The 23,339-nt window shown below is 39.5% G+C and carries 21 protein-coding genes; 17 read left to right on the top strand and 4 right to left on the bottom strand.

Translation table 11 applies throughout. The annotated features are described in order from the left end of the window. Nucleotides 1-8: 8 nt before the first annotated feature. The 5 genes from C6N34_RS10695 to nblS all read left to right on the top strand — a co-directional run bounded on the left by C6N34_RS10695 (nucleotide 9) and on the right by nblS (nucleotide 8,996). Nucleotides 9-2,435, top strand: a complete 2,427-nt coding sequence (locus C6N34_RS10695; protein WP_115539341.1) for a hypothetical protein — start codon at nucleotides 9-11, stop codon at nucleotides 2,433-2,435. Nucleotides 2,436-2,891: 456 nt separating this feature from the next. Beyond that, complete coding sequence (locus C6N34_RS10690) at nucleotides 2,892-4,805, top strand: coiled-coil domain-containing protein (protein WP_115539342.1); 1,914 nt, start codon at nucleotides 2,892-2,894, stop codon at nucleotides 4,803-4,805. Between the two features lie 169 nt (nucleotides 4,806-4,974). Further along, nucleotides 4,975-5,454 (top strand): DUF29 domain-containing protein, encoded by a 480-nt coding sequence (locus tag C6N34_RS10685; RefSeq protein ID WP_115539343.1) that lies wholly within the window; start codon nucleotides 4,975-4,977, stop codon nucleotides 5,452-5,454. A gap of 273 nt (nucleotides 5,455-5,727) precedes the next feature. Beyond that, nucleotides 5,728-7,014 (top strand): phosphoribosylamine--glycine ligase, encoded by a 1,287-nt coding sequence (gene purD, locus C6N34_RS10680; protein ID WP_115539367.1) that lies wholly within the window; start codon nucleotides 5,728-5,730, stop codon nucleotides 7,012-7,014. A 65-nt stretch (nucleotides 7,015-7,079) separates the two neighbouring features. Then, entirely contained in the window at nucleotides 7,080-8,996 is a 1,917-nt protein-coding gene (nblS, locus tag C6N34_RS10675; RefSeq protein WP_057177096.1) for a two-component system sensor histidine kinase NblS, read from the top strand. Here the strand turns inward: nblS and C6N34_RS10670 are convergent. Continuing rightward, on the bottom strand, nucleotides 8,993-10,129 hold the full coding sequence (locus C6N34_RS10670) for a cob(I)yrinic acid a,c-diamide adenosyltransferase (protein ID WP_006276885.1): 1,137 nt from the start codon (nucleotides 10,127-10,129) through the stop codon (nucleotides 8,993-8,995). The genes nblS and C6N34_RS10670 overlap by 4 nt on opposite strands. Nucleotides 10,130-10,220: 91 nt before the next feature. Here C6N34_RS10670 and fraC point away from each other — a divergent pair, with 91 nt between their 5' ends. From fraC to C6N34_RS10650, 4 genes are all read left to right on the top strand, one after another. After that, nucleotides 10,221-10,766, top strand: a complete 546-nt coding sequence (fraC, locus tag C6N34_RS10665; protein ID WP_115539345.1) for a filament integrity protein FraC — start codon at nucleotides 10,221-10,223, stop codon at nucleotides 10,764-10,766. Between the two features lie 28 nt (nucleotides 10,767-10,794). Beyond that, nucleotides 10,795-11,805, top strand: coding sequence for a septal junction protein FraD (gene fraD / locus C6N34_RS10660; protein WP_057177094.1), 1,011 nt, complete (start codon nucleotides 10,795-10,797; stop codon nucleotides 11,803-11,805). Nucleotides 11,806-11,866: 61 nt separating this feature from the next. Next, on the top strand, nucleotides 11,867-12,646 hold the full coding sequence (locus C6N34_RS10655; RefSeq protein ID WP_057177093.1) for an ABC transporter permease: 780 nt from the start codon (nucleotides 11,867-11,869) through the stop codon (nucleotides 12,644-12,646). Between the two features lie 63 nt (nucleotides 12,647-12,709). Beyond that, nucleotides 12,710-13,852 carry a PD-(D/E)XK nuclease family protein gene (locus C6N34_RS10650; protein WP_236107007.1) on the top strand — a complete coding sequence of 381 codons (1,143 nt, stop codon included), beginning with the start codon at nucleotides 12,710-12,712 and terminating at the stop codon, nucleotides 13,850-13,852. On the opposite strand, the gene C6N34_RS10645 is transcribed toward C6N34_RS10650, so the two are convergent. Beyond that, a complete protein-coding gene (locus C6N34_RS10645; protein ID WP_057177104.1) occupies nucleotides 13,829-14,716 on the bottom strand; it encodes a carbohydrate ABC transporter permease in 888 nt (295 codons plus the stop codon). The genes C6N34_RS10650 and C6N34_RS10645 overlap by 24 nt on opposite strands. Before the next feature lie 36 nt (nucleotides 14,717-14,752). Between C6N34_RS10645 and purN the strand changes: the two genes are divergently transcribed. Genes purN through rdgB form a run of 3 tightly spaced genes read left to right on the top strand, consistent with a single transcriptional unit; the run spans nucleotide 14,753 to nucleotide 17,496 of the window. Beyond that, nucleotides 14,753-15,403, top strand: coding sequence for a phosphoribosylglycinamide formyltransferase (purN, locus tag C6N34_RS10640; RefSeq protein ID WP_115539347.1), 651 nt, complete (start codon nucleotides 14,753-14,755; stop codon nucleotides 15,401-15,403). Between the two features lie 26 nt (nucleotides 15,404-15,429). After that, on the top strand, nucleotides 15,430-16,896 hold the full coding sequence (locus C6N34_RS10635; protein ID WP_057177090.1) for a phosphoglucomutase/phosphomannomutase family protein: 1,467 nt from the start codon (nucleotides 15,430-15,432) through the stop codon (nucleotides 16,894-16,896). Between the two features lie 24 nt (nucleotides 16,897-16,920). Next, complete coding sequence (gene rdgB / locus C6N34_RS10630; RefSeq protein WP_057177089.1) at nucleotides 16,921-17,496, top strand: RdgB/HAM1 family non-canonical purine NTP pyrophosphatase; 576 nt, start codon at nucleotides 16,921-16,923, stop codon at nucleotides 17,494-17,496. 13 nt (nucleotides 17,497-17,509) lie between these two features. On the opposite strand, the gene C6N34_RS10625 is transcribed toward rdgB, so the two are convergent. Continuing rightward, nucleotides 17,510-18,280 carry a DUF4231 domain-containing protein gene (locus C6N34_RS10625; protein WP_057177088.1) on the bottom strand — a complete coding sequence of 257 codons (771 nt, stop codon included), beginning with the start codon at nucleotides 18,278-18,280 and terminating at the stop codon, nucleotides 17,510-17,512. A gap of 465 nt (nucleotides 18,281-18,745) precedes the next feature. Between C6N34_RS10625 and C6N34_RS10620 the strand changes: the two genes are divergently transcribed. The 5 genes from C6N34_RS10620 (at nucleotide 18,746) to gatC (ending at nucleotide 22,840) form a co-directional block, all read left to right on the top strand. Then, complete coding sequence (locus C6N34_RS10620; protein ID WP_115539348.1) at nucleotides 18,746-19,912, top strand: pyridoxal phosphate-dependent aminotransferase; 1,167 nt, start codon at nucleotides 18,746-18,748, stop codon at nucleotides 19,910-19,912. 105 nt (nucleotides 19,913-20,017) lie between these two features. Then, on the top strand, nucleotides 20,018-20,344 hold the full coding sequence (locus tag C6N34_RS10615) for a glutaredoxin family protein (protein WP_057177086.1): 327 nt from the start codon (nucleotides 20,018-20,020) through the stop codon (nucleotides 20,342-20,344). Nucleotides 20,345-20,466: 122 nt separating this feature from the next. Next, a complete protein-coding gene (locus C6N34_RS10610) occupies nucleotides 20,467-21,954 on the top strand; it encodes a UDP-N-acetylmuramoyl-L-alanyl-D-glutamate--2,6-diaminopimelate ligase (RefSeq protein ID WP_057177085.1) in 1,488 nt (495 codons plus the stop codon). A 30-nt stretch (nucleotides 21,955-21,984) separates the two neighbouring features. Then, nucleotides 21,985-22,506, top strand: a complete 522-nt coding sequence (locus C6N34_RS10605; protein ID WP_006276872.1) for a photosystem I assembly protein Ycf3 — start codon at nucleotides 21,985-21,987, stop codon at nucleotides 22,504-22,506. Nucleotides 22,507-22,549: 43 nt separating this feature from the next. After that, the gene (gatC, locus tag C6N34_RS10600) at nucleotides 22,550-22,840 is read left to right on the top strand and encodes an Asp-tRNA(Asn)/Glu-tRNA(Gln) amidotransferase subunit GatC (protein WP_115539349.1); all 291 of its coding nucleotides are present in this window, start codon (nucleotides 22,550-22,552) and stop codon (nucleotides 22,838-22,840) included. Nucleotides 22,841-22,936: 96 nt separating this feature from the next. On the opposite strand, the gene pirA is transcribed toward gatC, so the two are convergent. Then, complete coding sequence (pirA, locus tag C6N34_RS10595; RefSeq protein WP_006276870.1) at nucleotides 22,937-23,092, bottom strand: arginine synthesis PII-interacting regulator PirA; 156 nt, start codon at nucleotides 23,090-23,092, stop codon at nucleotides 22,937-22,939. Between the last annotated feature and the right edge of the window lie 247 nt (nucleotides 23,093-23,339).

The raw sequence follows: 23,339 nt of genomic DNA, 5'->3' as shown, positions 1-23,339 counted from the left end.
ATAAACTAATGGCACAAGTAAAAATTGTCAAGAGAGCATTCAAGGAAATGCAGAAGCTATACCATGAAGATCTAGAAACTGTTAGGAACATAATTAAGGGTTTTAGTGAAGATCTTCCTGGTGATTGTAAACAACTAGAAGGTTATGGAAACTTATGTCGTACCAGGCAAAATGACATCAGAGTAATCTGGAGACGAGATGAAAATAATGATTTTCTGGTTGTTAAGGTGGGAAGAAGAGACAAGGTTTATCAACAAATCAACAGGAATCGAAACCTAGATAATCCCCTAGCTTGGTCAGATATTCTTGATCTACCAGAAGACAGAGTAGAGAGTATTCCCACATATAAGGTATCCGATCAAAATTACTCATCCTGGTATCAGTTTGTTTATGGTGGCTATCTTTATTCACCAATTCTCACCCCAGAACAACATAGAACAATTTATAGTCACCTAAACACATTGACTAAAAATTTGAGGGAAAGGAGGGACGAAATAATTCCCAGCTTGTTGTTGCAGAGTGCACCAGGTACGGGTAAAACAGTTTGTGCTGCACTATTCGCTTGTAACCAATACACACAACCACAACAAGGTTGGAACATCATCCTAATTCTACCACCTGCTCTCTGTGAGGAAGTGAAACAATTTACCTGTATTAAAGAACTTGATCTAAAAGATGATCAATTTTTCTTTGTTGGTACTTTTCAAGAATGGCATAGAAGTGTAAATTCTGAACTACATAATCAGGTTGCCACCAATGAAGAAGAATTAGATGCTCTTACTAAAGAGGCCAGAAGGATCCATGTTATTAGTAATAATGAGTATCTGTCAGACCACGACTTGACACTATACAAAAGCTTTGTTTATGAAAGAGATAGTATAAACGTAAAAAATCCCATTTATAGAAACAACGAACTGAGAGTTAAAAAATTAATAAAAATTAAGCAAGGTAGGGAAGGATACAATAAACATCTCAACAACAAACTAGTTTGGTTAGACGCTTTGAGAAAAACAACTCAAGAACTCAATCTCACAGATATAATGACCCCCGAACAGATAACAAGACAGACCCTGTTCATTTTTGATGAAGCACAGGATTATTTACTTAGAGAATTAGATGACGTTATACAAATGCTCACAAGGTGGCGGAACCAATTTTTACCACCTATAATTTGGTTACTAGGTGATCTGAATCAACGGATTAAACCGGTTGATTTTGATTGGGGAAGTCTACATCTTAACCAACGAATTCATCTTAAATACAACTACCGCAACACCCAAAAAATACTGGAATTTGCTGAAATATTGCACAATTTTGCCAAGATCGCCAATGCTGGTGGTAGACACCTTCCTGATCCTTCCAATCCAGAACATGCTTTTGAAATAGGTGAAAAAGTTGCCATATTAGAAGTTAACTCCATGGATGATGCTAAAAATTTTCTCCAGCATTTAAGTGACAACATTAGTGCTTCAACCCAGCAAGATGACAGATATTTACTGCGTAAGTTATCGCGCCAAGTTCATTTAATTTATAAACATAATCATGAGCTTGTGGCAAACTGCTTACCTGGAATTAGTTATCTGAAAGCTGAGGAAGCCAAGGGAAGAGAATTTGATGCTTGCATTGGTTTTTTTATATTTCAAGGTGAAGGTAAACCCTCCTTTGAAGAGGCTAATATTTGGTATACCATCGCCACCCGGGCAAAATCTAGACTGTTAATCATAGCAACCCCTGGGGAATTGGAAAGGTTAGGAGGAAGAGATAAATTTACCAACTGTGATTGGTATACCTCCATGGATGGTAACTTTTTGATTAGTTGGATTTCCGAGTTATCTGGTGCTGAAGATTTCTCAGAAGATGTGGATGCGGTTGACCGGTTAATTAATGATGCTGTAAATTCCGATCCCCCCCTAATACATTGGGATATGTATACCGTTCTTCGCACAGCTGCAGATGATAGAATCAATGAAATTGAATCTAAGTTAATAGCAAGATTATCCCAGTGTAACCCAGATTTTTTGGACAGGGAATTGAAGCAAGCTGATAACAATATTACCGATTTTTATAATAGGATTGCCATAAAGTGTTTACTTCTGAGAAGTTCCCGCCGATTTTGGGATGCTATCACTCAAGCAAATGAATTAAAGAGAACCCTGGCTAATGCCTATAACCGTATCATTAATGCCATAGCTCAAGATCTTGAGGATAGGTTTTTACCCTACGAAGCAGCTCGTGTAAGAATGAATTTAGGTCAGCAGTTTCCCGCAGACTATCCATTTAGCAGTCTAATATCAAACAATAATTTCCATAATTTGTCCCCAGTGTCTAATTTATGTCAGATGGCGATCGAAAGTATCTCAGAAAGTGATTACCAAGCAGGAAACTTTATGACTTTCGATGAATATCAGATTTATCGCAATAATCTCCCGAATTGACCATCAAACACATCACGGTAACCACCTGTGACGCGTAGTTTAAGCATCATTGGTTGGGGTTGAGGGACGAAACCCCAGGAACGCCAACAAAAAGAAAAACTAGCTGCTTATCTACGTTCCCTTGGTATTGACCCGGAGAAAATATAAAATCCTGCCAACTCCATATCCTGTGCCTTTTGGCTCCAGCACATTAAGCCTTATCTAGGCGTTGCTAAACGACAGAATGATTTAACCAACATCACAATAGCATATAAGGTATCAATTATGCCGATAACGTGCAGATGATTAGCCCCTAACCAGCGTTATTGGCGATCGCACGGTGAGTGGGAAAGATTATAGAAATGGGATCTGGGGAGTGCTTAGACATCGCCCGTTTTTAAAAACATTCTATCCTAATTGCTGATATACTCTATCTATCAGCTGAAACTTGTTCTCACTATAGGAATATAAAAATAGATGAATGTTCAACATAAAACAGATTTAGATGTTGCTAGAGATCTTAAAAAATTATGTGACGTGATAAATGAGGCAATTGAAGATGCAAGAGATGTCCTAAAAGATGCAAGAGATATTTTACAAAATGCACAAGTAGTGAAAAGTGACCTGGAAGAGATTGAAACCCGTAGTCTTGCTAATTATGATCACGCTGAAAAGATTAATTCAGAACTACAGAGCTTAAGGGACTTGCCAAATCAAATTAGTGAACTAGGTGTTACCCCTGATTTATGGACGAATATTCAACAAGTCCTGGCTAGTATCAAAGAGCTTGAAGAATATCATAAGATTTATACACAAATTGAAACTAAATATATAGAAGTCAGTCAAGCAAATAAAAATATTGAATCTAACTTAGGTCAAATTAATCAAATTCTGTTAGATATAGGAGGAATGGAAAATTTAAGACAGCTCCTAGATCAGTCCATAACGGCACAAACTTCATTGGATGGAACCAAACAAGAGGCGATCGCTCTTCATGATCAAATTAGTCAAATTCTTTTAGAGACTGGGGGTGTAGAAAATTTAAGACAGCTCCTAGACCAGTCTACAACGGTACAGACTTCACTGGATAGAACTAGACAGGAGGCGATCGCATTTCAAAATCAAATTATTGAACTAGGTATTACCTCTGATTTCTGGGCAAATATCCAACAATTTTTAAGTAAGATTCAACAACTAGATAGTTCTTCCCAACTCACCTATCAGGATATACAAAATATTCAACAAAACTTACAATCTATTGAAGCAGTAGTACAAAGTAGATCACAGGAACTAGCTAGTCAATATAATCAATTACAAACCTATATTAGCCAATCGGAAACCAGGTTGGAAAATTTGATTCAAACCTACGGGAGGATTTCCACGGAAATTGAAACTAATTATGGATATATTAACCAAGCCAATGAGAATATTGAGTCCAACCTAGGTCAAATTAATCAAATTTTGTTGGAAACAGGAGGAATAGAAAATTTAAGACAGCTGCTGGATCAATCTAGAAGTGTACAGACTTCATTAGATATAAGCAAACAAGGGGCGATCACCGTTCATAATCAAATTAGTCAAATTTTGTTGGAAACAGGAGGGACAGAAAATTTAAGACAGTTGCTGGATCAATCTAGAAATATACAAACTTCGTTGGACAGAATTAAACAAGAGGCGATCGCCGTTTATAATCAAATTAGTCAACTGGGTATTAGTCCTAACTTATGGGCAGATATTCAACAAGTCTTGACTAATATCCAACAAGCCGAGAGTTCTTCCCAACTTACTTACCGAAACATACAACATATTGAACAAAACTTACAATCTATCGAAGCAGTAGCACAAACTAGATCACAGGAAGTAGCTAGTCAATATAATCAATTACAAACCTATATTAGCGAATCCGAAACCAGGTTGGAAAATCTGGTTCAAACCTACGGGAGGATTTCCACGGAAATTGCAACCCACTATAGATATATTAATCAGTCAAATAAAAGTATTGAGTCCAACCTAGGTCAAGTTAATCAAATTTTGTTGGAAACAGGAGGGACAGAAAATTTAAGACAGCTGCTGGATCAATGCAGAATGGTACGAAATTCATTAGATAGAAGCAAACAAGAGGCGATCGCCGTTCATAATCAAATTAGTCAAATTTTGTTGGAAACAGGGGGGTTAGAAAATTTAAGACAGCTCCTAGATCAGTACACAACGGTACAAACTTTACTGGATAGAAACAGACAAGAGGCGATTGCCGTTCGCAGTCTTGATGCGTATTTGATGGAATTTCGCAAACCTAGGAACCATAGAGAACTAAGAAAGTTTTTGTGGAATGAGTTAGGATTTGTAGGACTAATAATCTATTTCCTCAGATTAATAACCTCAAGAAAATAATACGACAAAACAAATTGAAATCCCCATCCATGAATGCAGGGGCCTTCATCCTTTGATTTTCGGCAAAGAAATGTAAACTAAACGCCATATCCCCTTGACTTATACAACAAATCTGATATACTCTTGGTGTTGAGGTAACTAGTGCTGACAGTAAAATCGGTAATTTTTTATGCCTGACCCTTCCTTGTATATCACGGATTTCTTAACCTGGTTAAATCACCAGGTTTCAGCGTTGAAGCATAGAAATGGCGATGTTTTAGATTGGGATAATTTGGCTGAAGAATTAACGTTAATGGGCATTAGTGAAAAAAATGAGTTAAAGAGTCGTTTAATTGTTCTACTCTCCCATTTACTCAAGTGGCAATATCAAGCTGATAAGCGGTCTATCAGTTGGTTTACCACAATTGCTAACCAACGAGACGATCTTCAAGATTTGTTAGAAGAAAATCCTGGTTTAGGAAAGTATATTCCTGACTTGGTAAGTAAAGCTTACCGAAATGCTCGTCGAGAAGCAGCAGCAGAAACAGGAATGGAGTTGGCTATATTCCCTGATGTTTGTTGTTACAAAATTGAGCAAATTTTAAATCCACAATTTATCTGTAATACGACTAAAGATTTTCAAAAAGCAATCATCGAGGCCCAACAATAAGTGGGTCAGTGGAATTAAATATAAGATGAACGTAGGTTGGGTTGAAGTATGAAACCCAACACCCCCATGGGTTACCCTACAGCTAACCCATCCTACAAATAATTGTGCCTCTCTACTTAAATCTGAAATTGTCACCGAAAAAAAATAAATGGTGCTGTGAGGTGCTATAATTTAGTCCAGCTTGTGGAGTAGAGAGTTTTTTGTTGCCAAATAATAGCTCTAGTACATCCACTCTAACTTTTATCTATTTTTGTGGCAAAGGTATTAGAACAGGTGAAGGTTTTAGTTATTGGTAATGGGGGAAGAGAACACGCTCTGGCGTGGAAACTGCTACAGTCTGAGCGGGTTAATCAGGTGGTTTGCGTACCCGGAAATGGTGGTACTGCAAATCTCAAGGGTTGTCAAAACCTACCCCTATCAGTAAACGACTTCCCTGCTATAGGCAAATTCGCCCTAGAACATAACATTTCCTTGGTGGTCGTTGGTCCAGAAGTCCCCTTGGCAAATGGCATCACTGACTACTTACAAGAACTAGGACTTATGGTATTTGGTCCTAACCGCAATGGAGCGCAAATTGAGGCAAGTAAGTCCTGGGCTAAATCATTAATGCAAGAAGCAGGGGTACCTACAGCTAAAGCTGCTGTATTTGACCAGGCCCATTTAGCAAAGATCTATGTTCAACATCAGGGAATACCAATAGTCATTAAAGCTGATGGTTTAGCTGCTGGTAAGGGTGTGACCGTGGCTGAAACTCTCACACAAGCTGAAATGGCTATAGATGCTATTTTTCAAGGACAGTTTGGTAGTGCAGGTAATTTTGTGGTTATTGAGGAATACCTCCTGGGTCAAGAAGTATCTGTTTTAGCCATCACAGATGGAGTCACTATTAGACCACTCTTACCTGCACAAGACCATAAACGTATAGGTGAAGGTGATACAGGAGAAAATACTGGAGGTATGGGAGCATACGCACCAACTCCTATCGCTACACCAGAGCTAATGTCACGGGTGCAAACGGAAGTTTTAGAAAATACCATTTCGGCTTTAAATCAAAGAGGGATTGACTATCGTGGGATTTTGTACGCTGGCCTAATGGTTGCAGATAATGGCGACTTCCGTGTTTTGGAGTTTAACTGTCGCTTTGGCGATCCTGAAACCCAAGTGATTCTACCTTTATTAGAAACCCCTTTAGATGAATTGATCCTAGCTTGTATTCACCAGCGATTAGCACACATCCCACCCTTGGTTTGGAAATCGGGCGCAGCAGCTACCGTTGTCGCAGCTTCGGCTGGTTATCCCGGTAATTATCAAAAGGGTCAGGTGATTACTGGTATCCCAGATGCGGAAATATCAGGTGCCAAAGTGTTCCATGCTGGTACTAAATTAAATGCCCAAGGGCAAATTATCTCCGATGGCGGTAGAGTGTTAAATATTACTGGATGGGGAGAAAATTTCCACCAGGCGATCGCCCAAGCATACCATGGAATTCAACAGATTGAATTTTCCGGAATGTACTACCGTCGAGATATCGGTCATCGTGTCCTCAAATTTATTGGCTAATCTCCACCAATCAGTAGATTTGATGATAGGCTAAGAATGTAATCAAACATATTGGTGGTCGAACAATGTTAATTGTAACAATTCGTAATGTGATTAATCATTGGTGGTATGAGTTTACTCTACAAACTAAGCTCCTAGCAGTTGCTACCTTAGTGGTTTCCCTATTTATGAGTGGATTAACCTTTTGGGCGGTTAATACAATTCAACAAGATGAATGGTTGAATGACACAAGATTTGGCAGAGACCTGGGACTGCTGTTAGCTTCTAACGTTACACCACTAGTTGCAGAAAAAAACTTCACAGAGGTGGCACAGTTTTCCCAGCGTTTTTACAGTAGCACATCTAGCGTGCGCTATATGCTGTATGCTGATGAAACGGGGGAAATCTTTTTTGGCATTCCCTTCTGGGATCCCCAGGTAGAAAGTTCCTTGACGATTAAACAAGAAATGCTACCACCAGAAGACTATCTTGATGATGAGCAAAAACCAATAGTTCGTCAACACAATACGCCTGATGGTTTGGTCACAGATGTATTTATCCCTTTGATGGCAAATAAGCGATATTTGGGTATGCTGGCCATTGGCATTAATCCCAATCCCACAGCGGTAATTTCCTCCAATTTTACCCGTGATGTAACTATTGCGGTTTTTATCACAATTTGGGTGATGGTAATTTTGGCAGGGGTGATTAATGCTTTGACCATTACCAAACCAATCAAGGAATTGCTAGCAGGGGTAAAGCAAATAGCAGCGGGAAATTTTAAACAGCGCATAGATTTACCCTTGGGAGGAGAATTAGGGGAACTAATTTTCAGCTTTAATGATATGGCCGAAAGACTAGAAAGGTATGAGGAACAAAATATAGAGGAATTAACTGCGGAAAAAGCTAAATTGGAAACTTTAGTTTCTACTATTGCTGATGGTGCAGTACTTATTGATAATAATATGCAGGTAATTTTGGTCAATCCCACGGCCAGACGTATTTTTGCCTGGGAAGGAACAGATGTGGTGGGTCAAAATCTTTTGAATTACCTACCACATAGTGTACAAATGGAAATAACTCGCACTTTGTATGAAATGGCCAGTGGTGAGCGTGAAAGTGCAGAATTTCGCATCCTCCTGGTAGAACCAACTAAACGTACCATCCGTATTCTTTTGACCACCGTTCTTGACTCCCAAAGAGAAAGCATTAAGGGTATTGCTATTACTGTGCAAGATATCACCCGAGAAGTGGAATTAAATGAAGCTAAAAGTCAATTTATTAGTAATATTTCCCATGAGTTGCGCACTCCCCTGTTTAATATTAAAACCTATATTGAGACTCTTCATGATTATGGTGATGACCTAGGTGCCAAAGAGCGTCAAGAATTTTTGGCAACTGTAAACCATGAAACTGATAGACTTACCCGCTTGGTTAATGATGTTTTGGACTTATCAAAACTAGAGTCTGGTCGAACCTATCATTTTGATGGTGTTGACTTAGCACAAGCATTAGAACAAACATTGAGAACTTATCAACTTAATGCTAAGGAAAAGGGTATTAACCTGGTTCAGGAACTAACACCTAATTTACCACTGGTAATAGGTAATTATGATTTATTGCTGCAAGTGTTTGGCAATTTAATCGGTAATGCTTTAAAATTCACACCAGCAGGAGGCATAGTAGCTATTCGTGCTTATAGGGTGGATGTAAATAGGTCTGGTCACAATTCTCCATTAGTTCGCATTGAGATTAGCGATACAGGTATAGGCATTGCTCCAGAAGACCAACAGGCAATTTTTGACCGCTTTTTCCGGGTGGAAAATCGAGTTCATACCCTAGAGGGTACTGGATTGGGTTTATCTATCGTTAGAAATATCATGGAAAGACACCATAGTCAAGTGCATTTGGTTAGTGAAGTTGGAGTAGGTACTACCTTTTGGTTTGATTTGGCTTTGTTTGATGAAGACAAACCCACGGTAAACCTAACTCCCCTCCCTTAAAAATCTACCCCTCTTTTTAATTCTACTCCCTGGTTTGCGTAATGCTTATGACAATAAACCTCAGAATGAATACTGGCTAAATCAAAATAGGCTGGTTGATTTTGACAACGCCCAGTAATAATGATTTCCGTACCTTTAGGTTTACGCAATAGGGCTTGTAGGATAGGCTCTACGGAGAGTAACTCAAGGTCAACCGTGGGATTTAGTTCATCAAGAATGATAGTTTTATACACCCCAGATGCGATCGCAGTTTTGGCAATTTCCCAACCTCGTTCTGCTTCCACATAGTCCAAATGTTGTCGAGAATTGCGCCACACGATCGCATCCCGACCACAGCGTAAGTGATCTACCACATCGGGATAGGATTGCTGTAAAGCGGCGATCGCTGCATCTTCAGTATATCCAGTACCACCTTTCAACCATTGCATAATCAATACACGGGCGGAACCGGGGTGATTAATTCCCCTACCGATTGATTTTAGAGCCTTACCCAAGGCACTAGTAGACTTACCTTTTCCTGAACCAGTATAAATTTCTATACCATCCAAGAGTAATTCTGCTGCTTGAGGATGATGGTGGGGTTTCATTTCCGAGTGCAGGTCAGCAATATCCAGTAATTGTTGTGGAGCTGCTCGACCTGTAGTAATAATTTCCAGTTCTTGAGGTTTAGATTTTAAGGTTTCTACGACCTCTTGAACCGGGAGCAGTCCCAAATCTAAAACCGGGTTAATTTCATCCAGAACCACCACGGAATAAAGGTCAGAAGCAAGAGCCCCCTTAGCCACATCCCAACCCCTTGCTGCTTCTGCTCGGTCAAAGGGAGTAATTTCATCATGTCCGAAATACTCAGCCCTACCCGTACGCACCTGGTCAATCAAATGAGGGAAACCCCTTTGTAAAGCTGCGATCGCTCCATCCTCGTCATAATCTCTTCCTGGTCCTTTCAAAAACCGTAATAGCAAAACGCGATTACAATTGCTCTTGGTATTGATACCCAGGCCAATAGAGCGCAAAACCACCCCTAAAGCAGCTTGAGATTTACCCTTTCCTGCACCATCATAAACGTGAATTTGACCTGTCAGTCGTTCTGACCGTGCTTGTGCTGTCAGAATACCGATTCCATTTCTTGTCATCTTCTTTTCTAGCCATTTTCTCCCAAGTTATGTATATTCTATTATATTGAATGGTTGTTCCATGAGTTTTTAACCATCCACACAGTGTCTTATGCTTGATGAATTATCACTACCCAAAGTCCTCCCGGTGGGTACTATTGTCTTTCAAACTTTATTTTTGCTGGTTGCTATTCCGATAGAGTCCTATATTCTCCACAGAGCAATCAAATTTGACAAAAAGACCAGTGTTTTTTACGCTATGGCGATCAACGTCCTCTCTACCGTTCTGGGTTGGAACATTTTTTTCTTGCTGGAACCAATCCTACCCGTCAAGGTGAAATCGGAACTGATGAGCTATGTATTCTTTAACACTTTTCAAGGTAATCTCAAAACTAATCTGTTTCTCATAGGGTTTGTGATTTTCCTGGGGACTTTTCTAATTGAGACCCTGTTTTTAAAAATACTAATGATTATTTTGCGTGAGGGTAGGAATCAGTTAAACTTGGCAGAAATGACCCAAAGAGAAAAGAGTCTGGCGAAACAAAAGCTGAAAATGCAAAATAATAACCTGATTACGACCATCCTCATAGCTAATACAATCAGCTATACCGCCATTAGCCTACTTATTTTAGCACGGGACTTTCTTAAAAGAAGTTAAAATCTACCACTCTCCCTAGGTAAAAATTATGAACTTTCCATTATTGAAAGAAATCATCCAGTTATTCACATTTATTAAAGATCTGTTTTTAGGCATTCAGAAACTATTAATGCCCCCCAGATCTTTTTCTTGGCAGACGTTTATATATCTAAGTATTTTCTCTTGGGGAATTTCATATCTAGCCACCGGTATAATCAAAGATATTATTGCTTTTACGGGTTGGATATTTTTATTCACCGGAACCGCTTGGTATACAACAGATTCTCCCGTAAGAGTCCCAGGAACTTTTATGCCTGTGGGTGCTTTGTTGACAGGATTTATATTTAGTGTATTTGCCTTTGGACATGGAGAAAACGCAATCACGGTCAGAACCATAGTTTTATGGCCCACAATTGCTGCCATAATTACAGCATTACCACAGTTTTTTACGGGGGATGGCATATCGCCAAAAGCAACTCTCCCTAAGTTGGAAGTCAGACAAAAAATCATTTTGCTGCTAAGTTGGTCAATGTTAATTAGTTGCTGGTTGCAATTTAACTTTGTCACAGATAAATGGTTAAAAGAATATCCCAGTTTATCTGCACAGAGTTTTCAACGCAGCAATTTTGTAATTAAATTTGAACCAAAAGCAAGCAAACCAGAACCGGGGAATGTAATTTTAAATAGAATTGAACCACTAATTCTACAGCAAATCACTAATAGACCTTGGTCAGAAGTAGAAAGGTGGCTATTGGAGGCTAATCAACAAGTGGGTAACTTAGGAAAAATAATGATTAATAAAAACCTGCGAGAATTTGAAGAGAAGGGACTATGGAAAATCGAACCTCGTGTGGTTAATATCAAATCAGGTTACCGATTAGATCTTCTCAGTATTTGGCAAGGACCGACTGATAGTAAAAAGGGGTTTTATTTACGCAAATCTTGTTACATTGAACCAATTGCTTCCGAGTACACCACCGATAATAAAAATGTGAAGGCAAAAATTAAATGCGATCGCAAAACGAAATTTTTTAGAGGTTCGCCACCAGCACAACAGTAGGCAAAACATTCCCATGTACTTCAGAATTATCATCAATTAACAGGTGACAACTATCCCCAAGATGAACATTATTACAACCCTTGTTATAGCCAAAAGTCTACTCCAACAAGTAGTGAGAGATCGCCTTCTATATATCCTAGGTTTTTACGCAGTTATTCTTATCCCTGCTAACCAAGTGATTTTTCAATTTGCACCAGCAACCCAAGACAAAATCTTTTTGGATGCGGGTTTGGGAATAATGAACATTATCGGTTTGATTGTAGCAGTATTTATTGGTACTAGCACGATGAATCAGGAAATAGAAAAAAGGACAATCCTGACCATTCTTGCTAAACCAATTAGCCGTGGTCAATTGATTATCAGTAAATACTTAGGTTTATGTGGGGTATTGCTCTTACTTCTGACATGTATGACAATCATTTACCTAGGATTTTTGCAATTTCAGAAAATTACCTACAATCCATATACAATCATTTTAGCGGTGATATTCTTATTTTTACAGTTAAGTTTAATCACCACCGTTGCCATAACTTTGGGAGTATTCACTAGTACCTTACTAGCTACTTTCCTTTCAATTGCTATCTACTTAATAGGTAACACTACTACCGACCTAGTCAACCTGGTACGTGCGGGTGAAAACCCGTTTATTGTAAATATTGTTACTATTTTATATCTAACTCTGCCGGATTTGTCCCGCCTGGATCTAAAAAATGATGTCGTTTATGGATGGGAAGCCATACCTGACACTATCACCTTATTCAGTAATGCAGGTTATGGATTAACCTATAGTTTGATGCTATTGGCGATCGCCATTTTCATCTTTTCTCGAAAAGAATTTTAGAAGGAGTATCAAATCTGTGGACCTGTGGTATAATGGTACTGTAGTTAATGATGTGTACATATCATGACCATAAATGATATGGATTTTAAACAGCTCCTAAAACAACAGTTACCTGCATTAATACAAGAGGATGTGGAAGTGCGGGATTTGCTGGTGAGGGCAATTTCCAGCTATTTTGCTGGAAGCTTGGAGACGGAAAGTCACTTTGATTTAGTATTGGGGGAAATACGACGGGATAGGGAAGAGCAGTCTCGCAAGTGGGATGAAAACAAACGGGAACTGGAACTTGACCGTCAGGAACAAGCTCGTAAGTGGGATGAAAACAAACAGGAACTGGAACTTGACCGTCAGGAACAAGCTCGCAAATGGGATGAAAACAAACAGGAATTTGACCGAGTATTCGCCCAAATGGAACTTGACCGTCAGGAACAAGCTCGCAAATGGGATGAAAACAAACAGGAATTTGACCGAGTATTCGCCCAAATGGAACTTGACCGTCAGGAACAAGCTCGCAAATGGGATGAAAACAGACGAGAATTTGACCAGGTCATCACCCAAATGGAACTTGACCGTCAGGAACAAGCTCGTAAGTGGGATGAAAACAAACGGGAACTGGAACTTGACCGTCAGGAACAAGCTCGTAAGTGGGATGAAAACAAACGGGAACTGGAACTTGACCGTCAGGAACAAGCTCGTAAGTGGGATGAGCAAACTGGTAAATGGAATGAAAACAGACAGGAATTTGACCGAGTTATCGCAGCAATAGATCGCATGAGTCGTAAGCATGACATTGCTATTAGCGGACTCGGTTCACGGTGGGGCCTATGTTCTGAGTCCTCGTTTCGTAATGGTCTAAAAGCAATCTTAGAAGAGTCTTTTGGCGTAGAAGTTTTGAATATAGTGGAGTATGATGATCAAGGAATAGTATTTGGTAGACCAGACCAAGTGGAACTGGATTTGATTATCAGAAATGGGGAACTAATCATTTGTGAGATCAAATCATCCGTAAGCAAAGCTGACTTGTACACGTTTTACCGGAAAGTAGACTTTTATCAGCAACAACATCAAAGACAAGCTACGAGAAAGATTGTAATTTCACCCATGGTTCACCCCAGTGCCAATTCCATAGCTTCTAAATTAGGAATTGAAATTTACAGCTCTAGTGAAGATGTTTCCGCAGAATTACCCCCTTCCCCAAGTTTGTAATTGAAAGTAAACTAGTAGGAGGGTTATTACTAATAAAACACTAGCAACTGCAGCAGCATAACCGAAATCAAATTGGGCAAAAGCTTCTTGATAGGTGTAGTAAACCAACAAATTAGTAGAATTTAAAGGACCGCCACCAGTAATTACATAAACAGGCTCAAAACTGCGAAATGTGAAAATAGAAGTGGTGACAGTAGCAAAAATTAAAGTTGGTCTTAGTCCTGGCAAAGTAATATGCCAAAACTGTTGCCAGTCACCTGCTCCGTCCAGCTCTGCTGCTTCGTAAAGAGTTGATGAAATGGCTTGTAAACCAGCTAAAAAAACCACCATGTTGAAACCAATTTGCTTCCAAATACTAAACAAAATTAAAACTGGCATGGCCCAAAAAGTATCACCTAACCAAGATATGGGAGGAAACCCAAAAAACTCCAACATTCCATTTACAGGACCAGTATTCTGAAACAACCAACGAAAACCTAAACCAGCAGCAACCAAAGAAATAATAGAAGGTAAAAAATAGAAACTACGTAAAATTCCCCGCCAAGGTAGCACACGATTTAATAATACTGCTAACCCTAGGGGAATTACTAAACTGGGAATCACCGTACCCAAAGTGAAATAGGCAGTGTTAAATAAGACCTGCCAAAAATCCGAATTTAATAACAGACGCCAGTAGTTCTTCAAACCTACCCAATAAATACCCTTAGACGTAAAACTACCAGCAGTGAAACTCAGATAAAATAAATAGACAATTGGCCAAATTATAAACAAACCTAATAATACCAGCGCCGGAGCTAGAAAAGTCCAAGCAGCAATGGTATGATTATCTAAGAGTTGACTGAGGGAAAACCGCCATCTTTTCATGATAATCTTGTTGACCGGGAGAATATCAGTAACTTTATGATTCAATCTTACTCCATGAATAGCACCTCTAGTCTAATTTCCCCTGATGTTTCAGGTTACCAGTCCCATGACATAAAACCTGTAAAATTAGGAGTCATGGCCTCTGGGAATGGGAGCAATTTTGAGGTGGTTGCTCAAGCAATCAAATCGGGGGATCTTAATGCCCAAATTCAAGTTTTAATTTATAATAATCCCCTAGCAAAAGCAGCAGAAAGGGCTCTCAATCATGGAGTAGAAGCAATATTGCTCAATCATCGTCATTACCAAAAGCGAGAAGATTTGGATCGGGAAATTGTCAGCACTCTACGCCAATATCGAGTTGATTTAGTAGTTATGGCCGGTTGGATGCGTTTAGTTACCCAAGAACTAATAGATGCTTTTCCGAATCACATTATTAATATCCACCCCAGTTTATTACCTAGTTTTAAAGGTGTTAGAGCTGTAGAGCAAGCCTTAGAAGCAGGTGTAAAAATAACAGGTTGTACAGTTCACCTGCTGAGATTAGAAATGGACAGCGGTCCAATTTTGATGCAAGCTGCAGTTCCAGTATTGCCAAACGATACAGCAGAAACCCTACATGCGAGAATCCAAGTTCAGGAACACCGGATCTTACCATTGGCCATTGCTCAGGTAGCTGATAAAATCTAAAAGATTAGAAATTATAGCTTATATCCATGCCCATATTAACCAATATGCTTCTTAGTCCTATCAAGTTTGGTACTGATGGATGGCGAGGAGTAATCGCTGATGAGTTTACTTTTGAACGTCTGACTTTAGTTGCTTCCGTAGCAGCTAAAGTGTTATATAATACATATTATTCCCTGACCGGTAGCCGTACCATTGTAGTCGGATATGACCGTCGCTTTATGGCGGAAAATTTTGCCCGCGTTGTGGCTGATGCTATTAAAGCTTTAGGATTTGATGTTCTATTTAGTCAGGACTATGCACCAACACCTGCTTTTAGTTGGGCTGCTAAAGATTTTAATGCTTTGGGAGCTTTAGTGATCACAGCTAGTCATAACCCTGGCTCCTATTTGGGGTTAAAAGTCAAGAGTGCTTTTGGGGGTTCAGTCCCTCCAGAAGTTACTCAGGAAATAGAAAGATTATTAACTGTAGAATTTTCCCCAGTAGGTAATCTAGGAAAAGAAGAGACGTTTGATCCCTGGATAAGTTATTGTCAAGCATTGGCAAAGAAAGTGAATATTGAGGCAATTCAGGAAGCAATATCCTCGGATAAATTAACACTATTTGTTGATGTGATGCATGGTGCAGCAGCTAGTGGTTTGGGGAGGCTATTAGGGCAAAAAGTGAAAGAAATTAATGGCAATCGAGATCCCCTATTTGGCGGAAAACCACCAGAACCTTTGCCTAAATATATTTCTGAAATTTCAGCTGAAATTAAAAATTATACAGAAATTCATCACCAACAAAATCGGTCAACATTAACGGTTGGTTTAGTATTTGATGGAGATGGCGATCGCATTGCGGCGTTGGATAGAAATGGCAATTTTCTAAGTTCTCAGATATTGATTCCAATTTTGATAGATCACCTAAAAACCAGACGCAATTTTACCGGAGAAATTGTCAAAACCGTCAGTGGGTCTGACTTAATTCCCAGTGTAGCCAGATCCCTAGGTTTATCAATATTTGAAACTGCTGTTGGTTATAAATACATTGCTGATAGAATGTTGATGACAGAAGTTTTATTAGGTGGTGAAGAATCCGGGGGGATTGGTTATGGTAGCCACATTCCTGAGCGGGATGCTCTATTATCTGCATTGTACGTATTAGAAGCAGTTGTGGATTCTGGTTTAGATTTGGGTGAATATTATCAGCAATTACAGGAAAAGAATAATTTCTTCTCTGCTTATGATCGGATAGATTTACCATTGGCAAGTATGCAGATCCGCGATAGATTACTACAACAACTAAAAACTCAGAAATTAACAGAAATTGCCGGTAAAAAAGTCATTGATTGTCAGACCATAGATGGTTATAAATTTCGTCTTGCGGATGAAAGTTGGTTGATGATTCGATTTAGTGGCACTGAACCAGTTTTAAGACTTTACTGTGAAGCATCTACCATAGAACAAGTTCACCAAACATTAAATTGGGCAAAAACCTGGGCAGAATCAAATTAACATTTACCAACATTTACTAGTACAATGAAAAAAACACTTGTGGTAGGGACGGGAAATCTGGGAAAATTAAGGGAAATGGAGGCTTATTTATCCGATTCTGGTTGGGAACTAACTCCCAAACCCCCTGATTTAGATGTGGATGAAACTGGAACCACCTTTGCTGAAAACGCCTGCTTGAAAGCTGTTGAGGTTGCAAAATATACATCTCAATGGGCGATCGCAGATGATTCTGGTTTATCGGTAGATTGGTTAAATGGTGCGCCTGGTGTATATTCTGCTCGGTATGGAAACACCGATGGGGAAAGGATTGGGCGGTTATTGCGAGAATTAGGAAATACAGAGAACCGACGAGCAGAATTTATCTGCGCCATAGCTGTTGCTAACCCTCAGGGGGAAATTATTTTCCAGTCTGAGGGTAGTTGTGAGGGAGAAATTCTGTATGAAGTGAGGGGAGAGGGGGGGTTTGGTTACGATCCGATTTTTTATGTTCCGGAAAAAAAATTGACCTTTGCTCAAATGTCACCGGAGTTGAAAAAAAGCATTAGTCACCGGGGTCATGCTCTGAGACAGATAATTCCCCAGTTGCTTGGAGTTGACTAATTTCCCCCGAACTCTAATTTAACGCAGGATCTTGAGTCTTAGTTTCTTCTTTCCTTTTATCGGACTGTTGTTCAGTTGATTGTTGAACTTGTTGCAAGTGAATGCTATTGACTTGGCTAATGAATAGTTCTACAGCTTGACTGGCTTTTTGTTGTTGTTCTAGGTCACCAACAACATCATAACAACGATATGCGGGTGTGATTCCTAAAATGAATTTTTCTTGTTCTGCTTCTAATAACTCTACAATTGTATTGGCTGTAACCCAATTTTTTTGAAAGGGAAAAGATGTAACAATGCTAGCGACAATAGATGCTACTGCAGGACAAATGACAGGTAGCCACTTCAACCAGGGTTGTCCGGTTTCTAGCTTATCAACCAGGACTAAAATTGGTGTGACACCTGAAAGAATTACCGTGGAAATTTGTAAGACATAGTAAAGAGATCTGGCTATATTCCTGGTTTTTTTATAGTCATTGATCAAATCTTGACAATATTCGAGAGCTTTAGCCCTTGCAGGGACAATAGTGTTATGTTCCAAGGAATTGCTATTCTGTAACAGGGATGTGTAAAGTTCAGCTTTTTTGGTGAATTCGTTTTTCTTGGCTTGTTTTTCCGCTGCACCTACTGAGTTTCTGTTGATAAGAAACAGCAAAATGGCTACTGCGGAAGCTCCAATTCCAGCTAGCAAGTAGGGCTGATTATTAGAGTCGAAATAAATGATTAGCGCTGCACCAATAAAAACAGCAGCTAATAGATAATCAATCAGTTTTAAAAACAACAACATTTTTGCGAAAGGTCAGGAAAATAAATTTGGCTGTAGGCAATTATGACTCAACTTCTAATTGAGCCGATTTGGGGGAAAACACGTTTTTCCCCCAATAACCACACCATGTTAACCTAGTTTTTGCCAATATGTCCATTTTTAACCTGATATTTAACAATAAATAATATATGGTCTTATGTCATCAATTATTTAAAAAAAGTTTAAAAAAAGTATTTTTAAAAAAAGTTAAATGCAATTAACACATAATTGAATATGTTACAAGTTGAGGAACGAAACCCAACAAACCAACTGTATATAAATATAAGTGCGTGCTCAAATTTATTTATCTAAATTTAAGAAGCTATTCATAAACAATCGTCAAGTACATAGGCTATGTACTCTCAACCTACCAGAAAGAAAATACAAATTTCAACCGAATTTCTGAGATATCCTTATATATGATAGAGATTGACTCAGAAAAGTAGAATGAAACTGGCAGCAAGAGTAGGTCAGGTAACACCCTCCATTACCCTGGCTATTACAGCTAAAGCTAAGGGTATGAAGACCGAGGGTATTGATGTTTGTAGTTTCAGTGCTGGAGAGCCGGATTTTGATACTCCAGCCCATGTTAGAGATGCAGCTATAAAGGCTTTAAAAGAAGGCAAAACCAAATATGGTGCTGCCGCTGGTGAGCCAAAGCTACGAGAAGCTATTGCTAACAAGCTAAAAAGCGATAATGGTTTAGCCTATAAACCAGACAACGTCTTGGTTACTAATGGGGGTAAACATTCCTTGTATAATCTCATGATGGCATTAATTGAACCAGGAGATGAGGTAATTATCCCCGCACCCTATTGGTTGAGTTATCCAGAAATGGTTACTTTAGCAGGTGGTAGGTCAGTAATTGTACCAACCTATGCTGATAATGGCTATAAAATTAGTGCCCAACAGCTCAAACAAGCTATTACCTCAAAAACTAAGTTATTTGTCCTTAATTCCCCTTCTAACCCCACCGGGATGGTGTACACATTAGAAGAAATTCGAGATCTAGCTCAGGTGATTGTGGAGGCGGATATTTTTGTGGTTTCTGATGAAATTTACGAAAAGATTCTCTATGATGGCTCACAACATGTTAGTATTGGCTCCCTAGGTGAGGAAATTTTTTCCAAGACTTTAATTAGTAATGGCTTTGCTAAGGGTTATTCCATGACTGGTTGGCGTTTAGGTTATTTGGCAGGACCCTTGGAAATTATTAAAGCTGCTACTACTATTCAAGGACATAGTACTTCTAATGTCTGTACTTTTGCTCAATATGGTGCGATCGCTGCTCTGGAAGGTTCACAAGACTGTGTAGAGGAAATGCGTCAAGCTTTTGCTCAACGTCGTCAGGTTATGTATGACGGCATCAACTCTATTCCTGGGTTGACTTGTGCGCGACCTGATGGGGCTTTTTATTTATTTCCCGACATCAGTAAAACCGGTTTAAGGTCTCTGGAGTTTTGCGATGCTTTATTAGAATCCCATCAAGTTGCTGTTATTCCAGGGATAGCTTTCGGAGCTGATAACAACATCCGGTTTTCTTATGCTACAGATATGACTACAATTAAGAAAGGAGTGGAAAGACTAGACAAGTTTGTTCGCTCCCTCTCCTAGTTTTACAATATAGCTGTAGCCACCTGCACCGGGTAAGGGATAAACCCTTTCCTGAGCGCTGGCTAAAGCTATAAATTAATACATCTTACTAATATGATTCACATAATGCAAATTATCCTGTATGGTAAACCTGGTTGTCATCTTTGTGAGGGATTAATAGAAAAGTTAGAACAAATAACCCATCACAATAGTAAAAGTAGTAATAAAGATGCTAATATCAGTTTTACTTTAGAAGTGCGTGATATTACCACCCGTGAAGATTGGTTTGCCGCCTATCAGTATGAAATTCCCGTGTTGTTTCTATGGCGTGGAGAAACAGAGTATTTGCAATCTGTGCCCCGTCCTTCTCCCCGTGCAAGTGTTCAGCAATTAGAGAACTTGCTATTAACCACGGCTAGTAAGTTGTTGATCTTAGCAGATCAGGAGAGATGAATATTCCAATAAAACACAGAAGATGGAATTGCCAGTTGCCAATTCGTTAGGTACTGTGGTTAAAATCGTGCAAAATAGACACAAGACATCTGCCAGATCTTTTCGCGATGAGGTATGAGATAATGAATTTAAGAGAATTATTGGCTGTTATTGATGGCGTGGAATACCAGGGTAAAGATGTGGAAGTTCGGGGGGTCAAAACCAATTCCCACGCTTGTGGTGAGGGGGATTTATTTATTGGCATACCTGGAACCAGGGTTGATGGAGGCGAGTTCTGGCCTAGTGCTTTAGCTGCTGGTGCGGTTGCGGCCATTATCTCCCCACAAGCAGCATCCAAAACTCCCCCTACCTCAGATGCTCTCGTAATCACTGCTACCAGTCTTAATAAGGTCTGTGCCCAGGTTTGTGCAGCTTTTTATGGCTATCCAGCGGAAAAACTGCAAATCGTTGGCGTAACTGGGACTAATGGCAAAACTACTACTACCCATTTAATTGAGTATTTTCTCAATCAAGCTAATTTGCCAGCGGCTTTACTCGGTACTCTTTATACTCGATGGCCTGGGTTTTCTCAAGTTGCTAACCATACCACTCCCTTTGCAATTGACTTACAGCACAATCTGGCTCAAGCTGTTGATGCTGGTTGTCAGTTGGGGATTATGGAGGTTAGTTCCCACTCCCTAGTCCAAGATAGGGTTTTTGGCTGTCCCTTTGAGGTTTCTGTATTTACCAATCTTACTCAAGATCATCTTGATTATCACCAGGATATGGAAGATTATTTTCGAGCTAAGGCTTTGTTATTTACTCCTGACTATCTTCAAGGAAGAGCAGTTATTAATATTGATGATCACTATGGACAACGTTTAACTATTGGTTTGGATAAACAGCAGCTTTGGACATACAGCATTAATAATACTAGTGCCGATTTCTGGGTGAGTGATCTGAATTATCAACCTCATGGTGTCAGCGGTATTTTACATACTCCCGAGGGTAATTCCCCTTTTAGCTCCCCCCTGGTGGGACAGTATAACTTAGAAAATCTTTTGGCAGCTGTAGCTGCGGTTCTACATCTGGGGTTGGATTTGGAAACTGTGGTAGATTATATACCTAATTTTCCAGGTGTCCCTGGCAGAATGGAACGAATTCAAATCAATCCTCACCAGGATATTAGCGTTATTGTGGATTATGCTCATACACCTGATAGTTTGGAGAATTTACTTAAAGCGGCTCGTCCATTTATACCGGGAAGAATGATTTGCGTCTTTGGCTGTGGAGGGGATAGGGATAAAACAAAACGTCCAAAAATGGGTAGAATTGCAGCGGATTTGGCAGATGTGGTCGTGGTAACCTCTGATAATCCACGCACTGAAAACCCAGATGCAATATTAGAAGATATCCTGACGGGTATGCCCGAGGATGTGTCAAGACTGGTAATTGGCGATCGCGCTAGAGCTATTCATACTGCTATACTGGAAGCTCAACCAGGTGATGGTGTATTATTAGCAGGTAAAGGTCACGAAGATTATCAAATTCTCGGGACGGAAAAAATCCATTTTGATGATAGAGAACAAGCTCGTGATGCCTTACATTTAAGAGCAGCTCAGAATAGCTAAATTTGCAATGATGTTACTTTAGGGGTAAATATGCCAAGAACACAGAAAAACGATAATTTTGTTGACAAGTCTTTTACCGTTATGGCAGATTTAATCCTGAAACTTCTGCCAACTAATAAAAAGGCTAAAGAGGCTTTTGTTTACTATCGAGATGGCATGTCAGCACAGGCTGAAGGGGAATATGCCGAAGCACTAGAATATTACGAAGAGGCTCTATCTTTAGAAGAAGATACAAATGATAAAAGTTTTATCTTGTACAACATGGGGCTGATATATGCCAGCAATGGAGACCATGATCAAGCTCTGGATTTCTATCATAAAGCCATTGATTTGAATCCTCGGTTACCTCAGGCCTTAAATAACATCGCTGTGATCTATCACTACAAGGGCGAAAAAGCAAAGGAAGAAGGTGACAACGATGGTGGAGAAGCACTATTTGACCAGGCCGCAGACTATTGGATCCGGGCAATTCGTCTGGCCCCTAATAACTACATTGAAGCCCAAAACTGGTTGAAAACTACCGGGCGATCGCAAATTGATGTATTCTTTTAACCAATAACCAAATTTTAAATAACCAATTATTTATTGCTAAAACATGATTGATCGCGAACAGGTCCGTAAAGTAGCCAACCTAGCTCGGCTAGAATTAACAGCAGAGGAGGAGGAACAATTCACATTCCAGCTGGGAAGAATTTTGGAGTATGTAGAACAACTGGGGGAACTTGATGTTAGCAACGTCCCTCCTACCACCAGGGCCATTGACTTGAGCAATGTGACTAGGGAAGACAAACTACAACCCTACCTGGACAGAGAGGCCATACTTAGAAGTGCTCCCCAACAGGAGGGTGACTTTTTCAAAGTTCCCAAAATCCTCAATGGGGAGTAAAGACCTAAAAAAATTGCCGAAGGACATAACCTGAACTAGGACAGGAAGTACCAACGGCGATTTTATTGTTTTTAAAAAGACTAGAACAGTTTAAGTCTACTGATAAGAAGCCTGCTCGGCTTCTAATTGGCGAATTAGACTCTCGTCACCTTTTGTTCTTGCTGCTTCCAGTCGGTGCTCAAGATTTTTGAGTATATTTTGTCTGTGTACTTGTTCAGCCTTTTTAGCTGCTTGTGATCTAGAATTAATCATTTATGTGACCTCTTGTCTTCAATTCGGACAGTAGATTTTAACCGCTCAAACCCAACATTCCGTAACCTACATTACAGAAAAATAATATAATATCTGAAACTGGGGGTCAAGATATATAAGGTAAAGAAATGTTGCGGAGCATTCTTGGATTGAGAGCAGTTTCTCACCCGAAGAATAAAATTTAGGTGCTGGGCGGTTAAACTGGCCTTGCTTACTAGAAATAGTTGTCGTAAAATTAAGTAGTCCT

The organism is Cylindrospermopsis raciborskii Cr2010 (assembly GCF_003367075.2).
GTDB classification, from domain to species: domain Bacteria; phylum Cyanobacteriota; class Cyanobacteriia; order Cyanobacteriales; family Nostocaceae; genus Raphidiopsis; species Raphidiopsis raciborskii.
Note: the sequence above shows the minus strand (reverse complement) of the source record. Positions and strands in the feature narration are given on the sequence as shown.